Origin of the sequence: Siminovitchia terrae (genome assembly GCF_003605405.2) — a bacterium.
Lineage (GTDB): Bacteria > Bacillota > Bacilli > Bacillales > Bacillaceae_C > Siminovitchia > Siminovitchia terrae.
On record NZ_QYTW02000033.1, the window covers coordinates 21,532 to 36,456 of the forward strand.

Consider the following 14,925-nt stretch of genomic DNA (forward strand, 5'->3'; position numbering starts at 1 on the left):
ACGTTAGTTAAGTATAAGGAAATGCCAGTCATCTGTTCTGCCGACAAGGGAGTGGTCTTTAAGCGGTGGGAACAAACATTGTACGACATTGGTGTAGCCAAGATTGAGAAAATATTTTGAGAGAAAATGAATCTAATCAAACATTTGGTTAAAATGATCAGCTTTTTTTACTTCTGAACAAATGATCTAATCAAACATTTGATTCGTTATAGAAAGGCAGGAGAAGTGCGGTTTTTTGAGGTTCAGCGAAGAAAGCGTCTATTTTTTAATCAAACGTTTGATTAGCATTCGAGGGGCAGAAGGCATGCCGTTTTTTCACTGGCTTGTTGTTTAGTTTTAACTTCATTCAGCAGAAGTCTCCCATTTCTGTAAGTGGTGAGATGAATGCATATTGGTATTCCATTCAGTGGAGTTTCAAACCCAGGCTGAATAAAGTCAAAGCCTCCGGCGGATGCCACAGATTTTCAGAGGAAATTTATCGAGCGGAGCTCGATAAAATCTGGGCTCAAATATGTCAAGGCGCATTTGATTTGTGACCTCTATCATCTACTGCTTTGATAATCTTAATCATAGCGTTAAAGGCCGAATTATGGCCTATTCCACTGGATTGGTTGACCGTACCTGTAAAGTATAGGTCCCGTTTTGGGTGATAGAAGGCAAAAGCACCTGATTGACCCCAAAATCCGAGGATGTCCCCAATAGGTTTAAACGGAGATACAATTCTAGGTACCCATAACTTCTCCAAGCCAATTCCATAGTAGAATAGTGAGGGACGGAAGATAAGTCTCCATTTTTTTAGAGATTCAATTTCCTCTTTTTGAAAAAAACGTCCGTTGAAAAAAGCCTTCAGAAAGGTCATTGTTTCTTGAGCTGTGGATACAATGCCCCCTTCAGGAGTAAAAGAAGGACATGAGATGAATTTAGGAAGATGTAAAGACTGGGATTTGTAGTAGAGCGAAACGGGCTTCGTATCATTTTCATTTTCATAAACATATGTTTTCGATAAGTTCAGCTCGTCAAAAATATAAGATTTAAAGACATCCTTGATACTCATGCCTGCTATATTTTCTATGATTCTCCCTAAGAGTTGATAGTTTGTTCCGCAATAACTTGCTTTCTGTTCTGGCTTAAATTGTGGTTTAATTTGCTTAATACTCTCCAGTGTTTTTTCTAATGGCCATGCTTCATCCTGACCTTTAAAGAGATTTGAACCTCCTGCTTTACCATTGGCTTGCTTTTGAAAAAAATAGTCCGCTATGCCTGAGGTATTGGAGATAAGGTGTTGAACCGTAATTTCATTTGAATAGTCCACCCCATTTAAAACGTGTATTCCATCCATTATGTCATTGGAAAGATAGATCGATATTTTATCATCCAGATGCAACCGATTTTCTGCTCTTAATTTTAAAATGACGGCTGTAACAAATAATTTCGTGACACTGGTAATAAAGAACTGATCATTAACTTTAAGGTTGCCTGCTGAATTGATCCAAGAAAAATCATTTCCTTGTTCCACACATAACACAGCACCAAAATTGTTTTTATTTTTCACCATTTGTTTCACTGCTTGATTTAATAAGGATTGATCAATAAATGATTTTTCCAATGTCTTTACCATCGTAATCCCTCCCTAAATATTGTCTTTGTTTTCTTCCTTGCGCATGCGAGATGCTATGACGATATCTTCAGCTACGCTGTTTGACATATCAATCATTTTGTCTAAGTTAAATTCTTCGGGAAGCAGTCTATTCGCTACCATGAGTGTGAGGCCAATTTGAAAAATTCTCATCTTCAATAAGATGGTCATAAGTTCTTTTTCAGTAAAACCTTCAAGCTCTGGAACTTGCTTCATAAGGGCCACAAATTCACCGCTCATATCTTGGTCATAATATTTCAAGTATCTGTTTGATTTCAGCACAATATCCTGTGTGAGAACAGGGTATTCCGTTGCCATTTTTAGGCTGGCAATTCCTATGTCGGCAAAAGGGTTGCCGGAATTTTGTTCATGAATTAACTGCTGGCTCCAATCAACCATCTTTTTGACCACTGCCTGTTTGAGCTCTTCCACATCATTGAAATTGACATATATAGGAGCACTGGAACAGCCTAAATAATCAGAGACTTTTCGGATAGTTATTTTATCAATACCTTCTGTTTTGGCTATATGGAAAGCAGAATTTATTATTTGTTCTTTTGAAAACTTCTTCTTTGGGGGCATTGATAGTCTCTCCTTTTATATGTTAAGGTCGTTATATAACATATGTTATATAACGTGCATTATAATATGTGGATGACAGTTTGTAAAGTCTTTTAACTTCATTCAGCAGAAGTCTCCCACTTCTGTAAGTGGTGAGATGAATGCCTATCGGTATTCCATTCAGTGGGGGGCAAACCCCGGCTGAATAAAGTCAAAGCCTCCAGCGGATGCCACAGATTTTCAGAGGAAATTTATCGAGCCAAGCTCGATAAAATCTGGGCGCAAATACGCCAAGGCGCATTTGATTTTGATTGTTCACTAGGAAAGAGGGGAGACTGTAATTTTCTGTTTTCTCGGAGTTAATCGAAAGTATGTGTATTATTAATCAAACGTTTGGTTAGCAATCATAGCATTTCTCTACTGCTGAACTTTGTATTTGATCAAACATTTGAATAGCGGGCAAAAGGAAAAGGTTGTGCGGTTTTTCGGGGTTGATTAGTATATTCAACCAGTATATATTCTGCCCAAATTCCTTAATTATCGTATTGTATATGGACCAAAAAAATCCTAAAAGAAGCTTTCCTTCCTTTAGGATTTTCAACATATTTACTGTTTCACCTCGGACCAGGCGCGGTCGTAGTCCAGTACGGTTTCACCCAGATCCTTCAAGAATTCTCCTTTTTCCAATTCTTCCTCAGGTGGATTGACAGCGGGATGGTTCATGATTTCTTCACCGATCAGTTCATGCGCAGCCTTGTTAGGGTTCGAATATGGAAAATCCTCTGTTATTTCAGCACTGACTTCCGGTCGCAGTACGAAATCAATGAAGGCTTCTGCCGCACGTTTATTGGGAGCATTTTTTGGTATGATGAAGCAGTCGATTCCCAGGTACATGCCTTCTTCAGGAAGTACGGTCTCGATAGCAGGATTTTCGTTGTAAGCAAGATAAGCTTCGGCACCCCATACGACTCCTGCTTTGGCTTCGCCATTCAGAAGCATTGTTTTTTGTGTGTCGCTGTCAAAAGCTTTGATATTGGGTAGTAAATCGATAAGAAGTTCTTTCGATTTCTCAATGACCTTCGGGTCAGTCGAGCTCATGGATTCACCCTGCATTTTATTGGCGATGCCGAGCATAATGCGCTGGTCATCTAATATGACTAGAGAATTTTTGAATTCCGGTTTCCATAAGTCTTTATAGCTCGTAATCTCAGTATCTACTGTATCCTTATTGTAAGCGATAAATGCGCCTCCCCACATATAGGGTACCGAATACTCGTTGCCGGGATCGAAAGACTTATCCAAAAATTGATCATCAATGTTATTGAGATTGGTAATGTTATCGAGGTTGATTGGCTCAAGCAGGTTCTCTTTCCGCATGACCTCCACCATATAATCTGTCCCAACGGCTATATCGTAACCGGAGGCACCAGCATTTATTTTTGCCAGCATCTCATCATTGGAAGAGTATACACTGTAATTCACTTTGACGCCGTATTCCTTTTCGAATTTTTTGATTACGTTGTCCGGCATGTACTCAGACCAGTTAAATAGATTCAATTCTCCTGTGATTTGATCCTCTTCACTGTCTGCATCACTAGATGCTTTCTGAGATTCAGGAGGGCTTTTTCCACCGCATCCTGCTAAAATCGAACTGATCAATAATAAAAAAACAACTGACCATGCAAATCGCTGATATCCCATTTTTGTCATTTGCCGACTCCTTTCCAATGTAAAAAAAGTTTATTTTTGTGTAGTGAATATTCTATTAATTCACGTTTAGCTTCATCCAGCAGAAGTCTCCCACTTCTGAAAGTGGTGAGATGAATGCATGTTGGTATTCCATTCAAGGGGGGGCAAACCCCGGTTGAATAAAGTTAAAGCCTCCGGCGGATGCCACAGATTTTCAGAGGAAATTTATCGAGCGGAGCTCGATAAAATCTGGGCGCAAATACGCCAAGACGTATTTGATAAATATAGAGGAGGGGAACCTCCTCTATACGTCTAATTATTGTGAACCTTTTGCTTCTGACCAGACTCGGTCATATAATTGGATCGATTCTCCAATATCCTTGATATATTCGAGGCGTTCGATTTCCTCTTCAGGTGGATAAATGGCAATATTATTGAGGATTTCTTCGTCAATCAGCTTGCGTGCTTCTTTGTTTGGATTAATATAAGGCTGATGTTGTGCGATTTCCGCACTGATTTCAGGCTCTAAAATAAAGTTGATAAACTTCTCAGCCAGGTCTTTATTTTTGGCACCCTTTGGTATGACCCAGTTGTCCATCGTAATAAGAAGACCTTCTTCAGGGATAATGGTCTCAAAGTTTCCTCCTTCTCTTTGAGCTAAGGCAATCTCAGGACCCCATACCAGTCCTCCTGAAGCTTCCCCATTCACCATCATTTGTTTTGGACTGTCGCTGTCAAAAGCTTTGATATTTGGAAGGAGTTCAACCATCTTCTTCTTAGCTTCCTCTAGATGTTTCGGGTCAGTATCATTCGCACTGTACCCGAGAGACTTAAGGATCATCCCGATAATCATGCGTTGGTCATCGAGAACAACCAATTTATTTTTCAATTCCGGGTTCCATAAATCGGTGTAGCTTTTTATTTCGGATACATCGACTCCGATTGAATCAGGATTTACAGCAAGGGATAGAGTATTTCCCATGAACGGTACGGAATATTTATTCCCCGAATCAAAATCCTGATCAATATAGTCATCTAACAAATTATCGAAATTCGATATGTTCTCTAAATTTATCGGTTCAATCATATCCCGTTCAACCATGGCAGGGACAATATAATCACTTGCCATTGTCAGGTCATATATGCCTCCACCTGCTGCAACCTTTGCCAGCATTTCTTCATTAGATGAGAACATGCTGTAATTTACTTTTACATCATATTCTTCCTCAAATTTTTTAATGGTGACCTCAGGAATGTACTCTGTCCAGTTAAAAACATTCAACTCTTTTGATTCTTTTCCTCCAGAAGTACTGCTTGATCCGCAGCCTGATAAAAAGATGCTTACTAGCAGGACAGTAATGACCATGCCTGCAAAAATATTGCCTCCTCGATTCATAAAATGCCTCCTTGTCTGATTGGTTTAACTTCATTCAGCAGAAGTCTCCCACTTCTATAAGTGGTGAGATGAATGCATATTGGTATTCCATTCATCGGGGGTTCAACCCCCGGCTGAACAAAGTCAAAGCCTCTGGCGGATGCCACAGATTTTCAGAGGAAATTTATCGAGCGGAGCTCGATAAAATCTGGGCGCAAATACGCCAGGGCGCATTTGATAACTGCTTCCATTTTTGTGGTTTAGCGCTGACTTGTCGTCTTTAGGCCTAAGTGGACTCTCTTTTCCTTCCTGCAATAAGTCAACATCGGCTCGAGGTCATAAGGCAATCTTTGATGAAGGCAAACTACGCCTTCTTCACCGTTCGTCTAGCTTTGCGCCGATAAGCAGGCACTCTCGCACTTCGTTTTCCTTTATCTCGTCGGAGTCACTCCAGTCTGTACGCCGCTAAACGTCGCCCTCCGCTTTTCTTACTGCTTTATCTCCGACCAGACACGGTCGTATTCCAGAATAGCATCCTCAATGTCTGTGAAAAATTCACTTTTATCCAAAAACTCTTTGGGCGAATAGACCGCAGGATCGTTCAAAATGTTTTCGTCAATAAATTCATGGGCTGAAAGGTTCGGGTTCGCATAAGGGAAGTCTTTGGATATCTCGGCGCTCACTTCAGGCTGTAAAATAAAATCGATGAAAGCTTCAGCATTCCTTTGGTTTGGTGCTCCTTTTGGAACTACAAAATTGTCCATCCAAATATTGGTTCCTTCTTCAGGAAGGACAGTTTCAACGGCTGGATTTTCAACTGAAGCAAGATATGCTTCGGCACCCCATACAATACCGGCTTTCGCTTCGCCGTTTACAAGCATTGTTTTTGGGCTGTCGCTGTCATATGCTTTAATATTTGGCAAAAGATCAATCAGAAGGTCTTTTGATTTTTGGATCACTTTCGTGTCCGTTGAGTTCATTGATTCACCCTGAAGCTTATTTCCGATTCCGATCAAAATCCTTTGATCATCCAAAACAACAAGGGAGTTCTTGAACTCGGAATCCCATAGGTCTTCATAGCTTTTGATATTTTTTTTCACTGCGTCTTTGTTTACGGCAATAACAACATTCCCCCACATATAAGGAACAGAATGTTCATTGCCCGGATCAAAAGTCGGATTTAAAAACTGTTCATCCAGATTGTTCATGTTGGGAATATTGTCTTTATTAATAGGTTCAAGTAAATCTTGCTTTCTCATAATCTCAACCATGTAATCGCTTGCAACGGAAATATCGTATCCAGCTGCACCGGCACTGATTTTTGCCAGCATTTCTTCGTTGGATGAGTAAACATTATAGTTGACCTTGATTCCGGTCTCTTTTTCAAACTGTTTAATCACCCGATCGGGCATGTACTCAGACCAGATGAATAAATTAAGCTCTCCGTCACCATTGTCTTTTGAAGCTTTCTCGCCAGATGTGCTGCTTTTACCACATCCGGTAGCGAAGGTCCCGACAAACACTGCCATAATGAAAAGAACGATATATTTGCCAGTATCCTTTGTAAAATTCAAAATATTTCCCCCTTTTATATTTTTTGGAATTCTCTTTTCCTTAAATAGCCGGTACCTTTTGAGTACCGGCTATATTTTATTGAATCGGCTATTTTATTTATTTGTTTAGTCTAAGTTGAGAGAAGACTGCGATTGACAAGGTAATGACAAGCAGTATTGTGGAAAGTGCATTAATTTCAGGTGATACGCCGAACTTCACCATCGAAAAGATCTTCAAAGGTAAAGTAGTACTGCTTGGCCCGGCTACGAAGAAGCTGATAATCACATCATCAAGCGAAAGAGTGAAGGACAAAAGCGCACCTGCCATGATCCCAGGTCCGATGATGGGCAGGGTCACCTTTGTAAAAGTATGCCATTCATTTGCCCCTAGGTCCCTTGCGGCTTCTTCCATTGATGGATCAAAGCCTTCCAGCCTCGCCCTGACGATAACGACAACAAATGGAATACAGAATGTTATGTGGGCGATCACCAATGTTGTAATGCCAAGGGGAACGTTGACAAGTGCGAAAAAGGCCAGCAAAGAAATCCCCATGACAATTTCCGGAATGACGATAGGGAGGTACAGCATCCCATCGAGTGCAGTTTTGCCACGGAAATGAAAGCGATACATTCCGACGGCGGCGACCGTTCCGATCATTGTGGCAACAATGGTTGAAACGAAAGCGACGGTCAAACTGTTTTTTGCTGCTGCCAGAATGTCACTGTTTTGCATTAATTTCCCATACCACTCAAAGGTAAAACCCGTCCATACGGCATTCAACCTTGATTTGTTAAAAGAGAATACGATCAATATAATAATCGGAATATATAAAAACCCATAAATGAATAATGCATATAGAATCGATGGCAACTTTTTCAATCGAAGATTCATCTACAACACCTCGAGTCCTTTTTTATTACCGCCGATTCTGAGATAGATGAGGATAAAGATTAGTGTCAGCACCATCAAAATCATAGATGCAGCAGAGCCGAACGGCCAATCCCTTGCTGTCAGGAACTGGTTTTTTATCAGGTTTCCGATCAAGAGTGACTTGGAACCCCCCATTAAATCCGGGATAAAGAACAACCCAAGTGTGGGGATGAATGTAAGCAGGGCGCCGGCAACTACTCCAGGCATTGTGAGCGGAAGAGTGATCCTTATAAACGTTTGCCAAGGTTTCGCCCCTAAATCGCTTGATGCTTCCAACAACGACTTATCCAACTGTTCAATGGATGCGTAAAGCGGTAATACCATGAATGGAAATAGGGTGTAGGTCAAACCGACCATTACAGCACCGTGGTTGTACAACATGGCCAATGGCTCGGAAATGATGCCTATCTTCATCAGTAATATATTAATGACTCCTTCTGTACGCAAAAGGACAATCCATGCATACGTTCTGACTAGTGAATTTGTCCAGAAAGGCACCATGACAAGCATTACTAGAAATGCTCGGTATTTCTTTGGTGCTCTTGCAATGATATAAGCGAATGGGTAACCAAAGACTAGACATAAGATGGTTGTAAAACCAGCTATAACCAATGAGTCCCACAAAATTTTCAAATAGAGGGGGTCAAAAAAACGGGTATAGTTTTCTAATGTAAAGCTATATTCCACTCCGCCATATAATCCCCTTGTGGCAAAACTGATGAGTAATATGAAAAGAAGTGGAAAAATAAAAAACAATACAAGCCAAAACGTAACAGGAGAGAGTGTCCATGCCATTCCGAACAATCGACCGCTTGGACGCTTCTTCTTCTTGGACATCACCGGAGTTTTATCAGCTGGTGCAACGTTGGTTTCCATCATGCAATGATCACCGCCTTGTCAGGCTCCCAGTTCACATATACGTCTTGATCAACAGCGAACGAATGAGCCACTTCCGGGGTTTTGTTGACAGTGACTTGATCCCCGCCGGGAAGGGACACGACCGTTTTGATAATGGATCCTACATAAATATGCTCTACGACCTTACCTGGAATGGCGAATCCGGCTCCGTTCAATTCATTATGCAGCTGCACACGCTCAGGTCGAATGGCCATTGACACTTCTTCATCCAGCGATACTTTGGTTGTTGGAATGATTGGTACTTTATGCCCGGAAAGGTCGAGATAAGCATGTTGTTCGTCTAACCCGACCACTTTTCCTTCAAATAAGTTCGTTTCACCAATAAAATCTGCAACGAAGCGAGAAGCTGGACGGTCGTAAATTTCATCTGGTGTACCAAGCTGTTCGATAATACCGCCGTTCATAACGGCAATCCTATCAGACATAGTCAGCGCTTCTTCTTGGTCATGTGTTACATAAATGAAGGTAATGCCTAGCTTTTGTTGCAAATGTTTCAATTCAACCTGCATTTGCTTTCGGAGTTTTAAATCTAGTGCCCCAAGGGGCTCATCAAGAAGCAGAACCTTCGGGCTGTTGACCAAGGCGCGTGCGATAGCGACACGCTGTTTTTGTCCTCCACTGAGCTGATCGGGTTTGCGTTTGGCAAAGCCTTCAAGTTGGACTAATTTAAGCGCTTCCATTACACGGCGCTTAATATCATCCTTGTTTATTTTTTTCATCTTAAGACCAAAAGCGACATTATCAGAAACATTCATATGAGGGAATAAGGCGTAACTTTGGAAAACTGTATTAACATCCCTCTTGTGTGGGGGGATATTGCTGACTTCTTTTCCATCTATAATGACTTCTCCATCAGTTGGCTGTTCAAATCCTGCAATCATGCGAAGGGTTGTGGTTTTTCCGCACCCTGATGGTCCTAAAAGGGTGAGAAACTCTCCGGATTTGATATCCATGTTAATATTTTTTACCACAACGTTGTCATCGAAGTTTTTGACTACATTGTTCAATGTCACCATCAATTCACTCAAAATAATACCACTCCTTTAGTCTTAGTTGCTATTCGTTTAGTCAGAATATTAAGCGTCGACAAAACTTATAAAATATTAATGCAAATTATATGCCAAAAGTTATATGCCCAATCTATATAAATTGATAAGTAAAAATCTTATGAAAAGGAGAAAGGTTTATGAGATTTTGCATAATTTATTCGAAATAGAATAAGGAGACGGAAATTTTGTCCTTTTTGGAATGTATTTAAATGGTAAAGATTATGCATCAAATACCTCGGTAATTCATTTGTGAATAAAAAATGAAAATATTCATAGATGAATGTGGATTTTCTGCTATAATGAATAAGTAGAAGCGACAAAAACTGACAAAAGCGGAAGGGGGAGAGTGGCGTGTTTTTAATCTCAAGAGATATTATCCAATCAATAGTCAAGCTTTCTGTGGATCGGCCTCAGCAAGAATGGCGAGCCCTTTTGTCTGATAAAAAGAACCGGTTTATATTTTTGGAGGAAGACGGAAAAATCACTTCCTACATCTATTTGAAGGAACTTCCTGTAAGTGAGCGTGAACACGGGGAGTTGGAGCTTGATCAAATTAAGGAATATGCTTTGCCTATTACTGAATTGAGCACGCTATCTGAAAATCTGTCTTTTTCTTCAATTTTTCAAGTGTTGGGAAAGGAATTATCTTTAATTAAAAATGAAAGCGATTCAATCACTGGCTATGTATTGCGCGAGGATTTGATTGTTGAGCTTTTTAGGCAGGAAAATGAAAATGCCAATATATTGAAGATCCTTCTCATGTCCATCCCGATGGGGATAGTCATTATTGATAATCATGGAATGGTTGTTGACTGCAATGAATCGGCCTTGGAAATGACCCGGCTTAAAGCGGGACAGGTTTTGAATTATCCGGCCGAAACAATATTTAATGCCGATCATTTGAAGCATGTTTTTCAGACTGGTGAAACCGTTTTAAATCAATTGCAAGTCACGAATGAATCGGGAATTCTTGTTGATTACAGTCCGATTATAAATGATGAAAAAAATGTAGAGGGAATCATTGTCATTGTTCAGGATCTTCCGATGGTCGAGCAGATGGCCATGGAACTTGAATCCGTCAAGAATCTGAACAAGGATCTGAATGCTATCCTGTCCAGTATTTATGATGAAATTCTAGTAGTGAATTCCAAAGGAGAATTGATCCGATATAGTGAAAACGCTATTCCTGAATTTTGGGGAGTGGACTTAAAAGACCTGGTCGGGAAAAATATTATCGAACTAGAAAAGCAGGGGCGGTTTATGCCTTCGGTTACTCGGCTTGTCATTGAGAAAAAGAAAAAAGTCTCTGTTGTACAGGAAACCCCAGCCGGCAAGAAAGTTTTGGCTGTCGGTAATCCAGTGCTTGATGATAATGGCGAGATTGAAAGAATAATCGTAGCTTCCCGAGACATTACAGAGGCGACTCGTCTGCGTGACGAACTCCGTGAGATGAAGAAAATATCCGCGCAGTACAAGCAAGAGCTTGATGAGATGAAAATGCAAGAACAGTTAAGTCGGAAGCTAATATACCGCAGTCAGAAAATGGAAGATATTGTGGGGCAGATCCATAAAGTGGCTAAATTTTCTTCCACTGTGCTGATCCAAGGAGAATCTGGTGTCGGTAAAGAAGTGATTGCCCATGCTATTCATCAATTGGGAGGTCGGAAGGACCAGCCGTTTTTAAAGGTGAATTGTGGAGCTATTCCAGAGCCGCTCTTGGAAAGCGAGCTTTTTGGCTATGTGAAAGGTGCCTTCACTGGAGCGGATCCCGGCGGGAAAGATGGTTACTTCAAGCAGGCTGACCAGGGGGTGTTGTTCCTAGATGAGATTGGCGAACTGCCACTCCGACTTCAGGTGAAACTTCTTCGTGTCCTTCAGGAGAGGGAGGTTGCTCCTGTTGGAAGTACTCAGACCTTTTCGGTTGATGTGCAAATAATAGCGGCGACGAACACAAATCTGAGAGAAATGGTGGCGGATGGGTCGTTTCGCGAGGACCTCTTCTATCGTTTAAATGTCATTCCAATTCATGTCCCGCCATTAAGGGAAAGGCATGAGGATATTCCATTAATTGCTTTCCATTTCCTGAAACAATTTAATGAAAGACATGATAGCAGCTACCATTTGACGCCGGATGCTCTTAATCTATTGGAGGCATATACCTGGCCTGGAAATATTCGGGAACTACAGAATATCGTTGAGCGTTTGGTAGTCACGGCTGATGATGAAATGATCGATGCTAGTGTGGTTGGACAGGTTTTAAAATTGAATGAGCCGATGACAAAGGTGAAACCAATTATCACCAATATCATGCCTTTGCAAGAAGCTTTTGAGGCTGTGGAAGAACAGCTTATAACGCAGGCGATGAATCTATATAAAACCACAACGAAAGCAGCGACAGCACTAGGGATCAGTCAATCCTCTGTCAGCAGGAAGTACCAAAAAATCGTCAGCCGGAAACAGGGGATAGGAGGATAAGGGGGTTTTTAATATTTTTGGAATGCAACAAGTTATGCATTTTTGAATAAAACTATTGAAAATAGAATAAATTATTGTTAAAATGAAAGGGCTTTAAACTATTAACCGCTCTAAAATGACGGCGTTTTCAAAGAGATAGTACTGTTTAAACGTTGGCATGGTAATTGCATGATAATATTGGGTGACTGACTTCGATTCGGAAAAGTTTTTTCGAACAAATGAGTTAATCATTGAGACTAAATCATTTAATCTATTTTAATTTGTCTGAAGGGGGATTTTCCATGTACTACATTAACGGAGAGTGGCATGAATCTGATCGAAAAGAACAAATTACAAACCCTGCAACATTGGAAGTAATTGACACAATCTCAGTTTGTGGAGGAGAAGAAACAAAAGCGGCAATCGCATCTGCAAAAGAAGCTTTTAAAACTTGGAAGAAGACCACAGGAAATGAAAGAAGCGCCTATCTTTTCAAAACAGTCAAGTTAATGAAAGAAAGAGTGGACGAGCTTGCACAGATCATCACGCTGGAAAACGGGAAGCCGCTTCCGGATGCAAAAAGAGAAGTGCTCAGCGCAATCAGCTATCTTGACTGGTATGCAGAAGAAGCGAAAAGAATATATGGAGAAGTGCTTCCTGCTTCCCATCAAGATAAAAGCCTTATGGTGATTAAACAGCCAGTCGGAGTCTGCGGAGCCATTACACCATGGAATTTCCCACTTTCAATGATTACAAGGAAAATTGCTCCTGCACTTGCAGCAGGCTGCACAATTGTCCTTAAGCCTGCATTGCAGACACCACTATCTGCAATCAAAGTGTTCGAATGCTTCCATGAAGCAGGACTTCCCAAAGGTGTTGTAAACCTTGTGGTTGGACCTGCTGAAGAAATTGGAAAAGCATTGACTTCCAGCCCGGATGTGCGCAAGCTTACATTCACAGGTTCAACATTTATTGGGAAGAAGCTCGTTCGCGATTCAGCTGATACGATGAAAAAAGTATCAATGGAATTGGGCGGACATGCTCCATACATCGTTTTTGACGATGCGGATATAGACCTGGCAGTTGAAGGTGTTATGCTTTCTAAGTTTAAAAACTCAGGTCAAACATGTATCAGCACGAACCGTGTGTATGCACATCAAAGCATTGCAAAGGAATTTGCAGAAAAGCTTGCTAAACGAACTGCTGAATTGAAAATTGGTGATGGACTGGAAGAAGGAACCGATGTCGGTCCTCTAATCAATGAAAAAGCACTTGAGACAATGAAAAACCAAGTAGCAGATGCTGTAAAGAACAATGCGGAAGTCGTTGCAGGAGGAAAAGTTTTCAATTACGACAACGGTGACGGATACTTCTTCGAGCCAACGGTCCTCTTAAATGCTACGGACGACATGGTCATTGCTACAGAAGAGACGTTTGGTCCAATCGCACCAGTATTCACATTTGAAAGTGAAGAAGAGATCATTGAAAAAGCGAACAATACATTATATGGACTTGCAGCTTACTGCTATACAAAAGACTTAGGCCGCGGCTTAAGAATGATGAAAGAACTTGAGTTTGGAATCATTGGAATCAATGACCCGGCTCCAATCGTCATTCAAGCTCCATTCGGCGGAATCAAAGAGAGTGGCATGGGTAAAGAGGGCGGAAAGTTCGGTCTGGAAGAGTATTTGGAAGAAAAATTTGTATCTATTTACGAAAACTAATAAGAAAAGCGCAAGGGGCCCGTTTAGCGATGGCAAACTAACAGAAAGGCAGACGCCTTGATCAGCCTGGCCAAGATTAAAAGTGATGTTGACTTAGCAGAAAATGGTGAGATTGTTCATAGTGAGTTAAGTTTGCTAGTCGCTGAGCGTTGGAGCTAACAGTAACATAAAGGATTGTGCGTGAATCTTTTACGCACAATCTCATTAAAAAAAGGAGGGGCTGTCTATGAGAACCCAGTTTCTTAAAGCTATAGAAGCAGCAGGAGCAAGACTAATGACCTTAGACGACATCTATAAAGTGAATGAGATGGCAGCCATCGGATTCGGAGACCCAGATATTCCATTCAAGCCTGAGCACTTGGCTAGCCAAATTGAGATTTTCCCTGAAGGCCAAGTCGTCATAGAGCATGAGGATGGAAATATCGTAGGTTCTTGTTCAAGTGTCATTGTTAACTTTGAAGATTATGGTGTATATCACAATTTTGATGATATATCGGACAATGGATATATTAGAAATCACAATCCACAAGGTAAAAACCTTTATGGAACGGAAGTAGTCGTACACCCTGAGTATAGGGGCCTAAAGATAGGAAAGCGTTTATATCAAGCTAGAAGAGCGATTACACAAGAATTCAACCTGGAAAGTATCCTTTTTGGAGGACGTATTCCAAACTATCACAAACATGCAAACGAACTGACGCCAGAACAATATGCAGCGAAGGTAGTTAGTGGAGAACTCTATGATCCAGTTATGACATTCCAATTGAAGAATGGATTTGAATTCAAAGCAGTTATGCCAAACTACTTGCCAACTGATGCAGAATCGTTGAAATATGGAGCTTTAATGGAGTGGAAAAATCCGGATTACAAGTTGATGTAACCGTTTAACTTCATTCAGCAGAAATCTCCCACTTCTGTAAGTGGTGAGATGAATGTATATTGGTAATCCATTCAGTGGGAGTTCAAACTCCGGCTGAATAAAGTTAAAGCCTCCGGCGGATGCCACAGATTTTCAGAGGAAATTTATCGAGCGAG

15 protein-coding genes are annotated in these 14,925 nt (G+C 40.9%); 7 read left to right on the plus strand and 8 right to left on the minus strand.

The window, feature by feature from the left end; all coding sequences use genetic code 11:
- Nucleotides 1–380: 380 nt before the first annotated feature.
- Entirely contained in the window at nt 381–536 is a 156-nt protein-coding gene (locus D5F11_RS26950; RefSeq protein WP_185830861.1) for a hypothetical protein, read from the plus strand.
- On the opposite strand, the gene D5F11_RS22400 is transcribed toward D5F11_RS26950, so the two are convergent.
- Both D5F11_RS22400 and D5F11_RS22405 read right to left on the minus strand, forming a co-directional pair.
- Complete coding sequence (locus D5F11_RS22400; protein WP_120118363.1) at nt 515–1,618, minus strand: serine hydrolase domain-containing protein; 1,104 nt, start codon at nt 1,616–1,618, stop codon at nt 515–517. The genes D5F11_RS26950 and D5F11_RS22400 overlap by 22 nt on opposite strands.
- Nucleotides 1,619–1,630: 12 nt before the next feature.
- Nucleotides 1,631–2,218, minus strand: a complete 588-nt coding sequence (locus D5F11_RS22405; protein ID WP_120118364.1) for a TetR/AcrR family transcriptional regulator — start codon at nt 2,216–2,218, stop codon at nt 1,631–1,633.
- A 162-nt stretch (nt 2,219–2,380) separates the two neighbouring features.
- Here D5F11_RS22405 and D5F11_RS22410 point away from each other — a divergent pair, with 162 nt between their 5' ends.
- A complete protein-coding gene (locus D5F11_RS22410; protein ID WP_126646660.1) occupies nt 2,381–2,560 on the plus strand; it encodes a hypothetical protein in 180 nt (59 codons plus the stop codon).
- Between the two features lie 243 nt (nt 2,561–2,803).
- On the opposite strand, the gene D5F11_RS22415 is transcribed toward D5F11_RS22410, so the two are convergent.
- Complete coding sequence (locus D5F11_RS22415; RefSeq protein ID WP_120118366.1) at nt 2,804–3,907, minus strand: ABC transporter substrate-binding protein; 1,104 nt, start codon at nt 3,905–3,907, stop codon at nt 2,804–2,806.
- 121 nt (nt 3,908–4,028) lie between these two features.
- Between D5F11_RS22415 and D5F11_RS26955 the strand changes: the two genes are divergently transcribed.
- Nucleotides 4,029–4,202 carry a hypothetical protein gene (locus D5F11_RS26955; protein ID WP_185830862.1) on the plus strand — a complete coding sequence of 58 codons (174 nt, stop codon included), beginning with the start codon at nt 4,029–4,031 and terminating at the stop codon, nt 4,200–4,202.
- Here the strand turns inward: D5F11_RS26955 and D5F11_RS22420 are convergent, their stop codons facing one another.
- Complete coding sequence (locus D5F11_RS22420) at nt 4,203–5,282, minus strand: ABC transporter substrate-binding protein (protein WP_120118367.1); 1,080 nt, start codon at nt 5,280–5,282, stop codon at nt 4,203–4,205.
- 68 nt (nt 5,283–5,350) lie between these two features.
- Here D5F11_RS22420 and D5F11_RS22425 point away from each other — a divergent pair, with 68 nt between their 5' ends.
- Nucleotides 5,351–5,545, plus strand: coding sequence for a hypothetical protein (locus D5F11_RS22425; RefSeq protein WP_126646661.1), 195 nt, complete (start codon nt 5,351–5,353; stop codon nt 5,543–5,545).
- A gap of 204 nt (nt 5,546–5,749) precedes the next feature.
- Here the strand turns inward: D5F11_RS22425 and D5F11_RS22430 are convergent, their stop codons facing one another.
- The 4 genes from D5F11_RS22430 to D5F11_RS22445 form a co-directional block, all read right to left on the minus strand.
- Nucleotides 5,750–6,835: an ABC transporter substrate-binding protein gene (locus tag D5F11_RS22430; protein WP_120118368.1), complete on the minus strand. Its 1,086-nt coding sequence runs from the start codon at nt 6,833–6,835 to the stop codon at nt 5,750–5,752.
- A gap of 97 nt (nt 6,836–6,932) precedes the next feature.
- The gene (potC, locus tag D5F11_RS22435; protein WP_373316407.1) at nt 6,933–7,694 is read right to left on the minus strand and encodes a spermidine/putrescine ABC transporter permease PotC; all 762 of its coding nucleotides are present in this window, start codon (nt 7,692–7,694) and stop codon (nt 6,933–6,935) included.
- Nucleotides 7,695–7,706: 12 nt separating this feature from the next.
- Nucleotides 7,707–8,540 (minus strand): ABC transporter permease, encoded by an 834-nt coding sequence (locus D5F11_RS22440; protein ID WP_185830867.1) that lies wholly within the window; start codon nt 8,538–8,540, stop codon nt 7,707–7,709.
- 80 nt (nt 8,541–8,620) lie between these two features.
- Nucleotides 8,621–9,691 carry an ABC transporter ATP-binding protein gene (locus D5F11_RS22445; protein WP_120118371.1) on the minus strand — a complete coding sequence of 357 codons (1,071 nt, stop codon included), beginning with the start codon at nt 9,689–9,691 and terminating at the stop codon, nt 8,621–8,623.
- 372 nt (nt 9,692–10,063) lie between these two features.
- On the opposite strand from D5F11_RS22445, the gene D5F11_RS22450 reads away from it, so the two are divergent.
- The 3 genes from D5F11_RS22450 to D5F11_RS22460 all read left to right on the plus strand — a co-directional run bounded on the left by D5F11_RS22450 (nt 10,064) and on the right by D5F11_RS22460 (nt 14,770).
- A complete protein-coding gene (locus D5F11_RS22450; protein WP_120118372.1) occupies nt 10,064–12,187 on the plus strand; it encodes a sigma 54-interacting transcriptional regulator in 2,124 nt (707 codons plus the stop codon).
- Nucleotides 12,188–12,468: 281 nt separating this feature from the next.
- On the plus strand, nt 12,469–13,890 hold the full coding sequence (locus tag D5F11_RS22455; protein ID WP_120118373.1) for an NAD-dependent succinate-semialdehyde dehydrogenase: 1,422 nt from the start codon (nt 12,469–12,471) through the stop codon (nt 13,888–13,890).
- Between the two features lie 226 nt (nt 13,891–14,116).
- A complete protein-coding gene (locus D5F11_RS22460) occupies nt 14,117–14,770 on the plus strand; it encodes a GNAT family N-acetyltransferase (RefSeq protein WP_120118374.1) in 654 nt (217 codons plus the stop codon).
- The last annotated feature ends 155 nt before the right edge of the window (nt 14,771–14,925 follow it).

Excerpts from the sequence above, each read along its gene's own strand:
- D5F11_RS22460 (WP_120118374.1), top strand. The coding sequence starts at position 14,117 with ATGAGAACCCAGTTTCTTAAAGCTATAGAAGCAGCAGGAGCAAGACTA.
- D5F11_RS22415 (WP_120118366.1), bottom strand. The coding sequence starts at position 3,907 with ATGACAAAAATGGGATATCAGCGATTTGCATGGTCAGTTGTTTTTTTA.
- D5F11_RS22405 (WP_120118364.1), bottom strand. The coding sequence starts at position 2,218 with ATGCCCCCAAAGAAGAAGTTTTCAAAAGAACAAATAATAAATTCTGCT.
- D5F11_RS22440 (WP_185830867.1), bottom strand. The coding sequence starts at position 8,540 with ATGGCATGGACACTCTCTCCTGTTACGTTTTGGCTTGTATTGTTTTTT.
- D5F11_RS22400 (WP_120118363.1), bottom strand. The coding sequence starts at position 1,618 with ATGGTAAAGACATTGGAAAAATCATTTATTGATCAATCCTTATTAAAT.
- D5F11_RS22455 (WP_120118373.1), top strand. The coding sequence starts at position 12,469 with ATGTACTACATTAACGGAGAGTGGCATGAATCTGATCGAAAAGAACAA.
- D5F11_RS26950 (WP_185830861.1), top strand. The coding sequence starts at position 381 with ATGAATGCATATTGGTATTCCATTCAGTGGAGTTTCAAACCCAGGCTG.
- D5F11_RS22425 (WP_126646661.1), top strand. The coding sequence starts at position 5,351 with ATGAATGCATATTGGTATTCCATTCATCGGGGGTTCAACCCCCGGCTG.
- D5F11_RS22420 (WP_120118367.1), bottom strand. The coding sequence starts at position 5,282 with ATGAATCGAGGAGGCAATATTTTTGCAGGCATGGTCATTACTGTCCTG.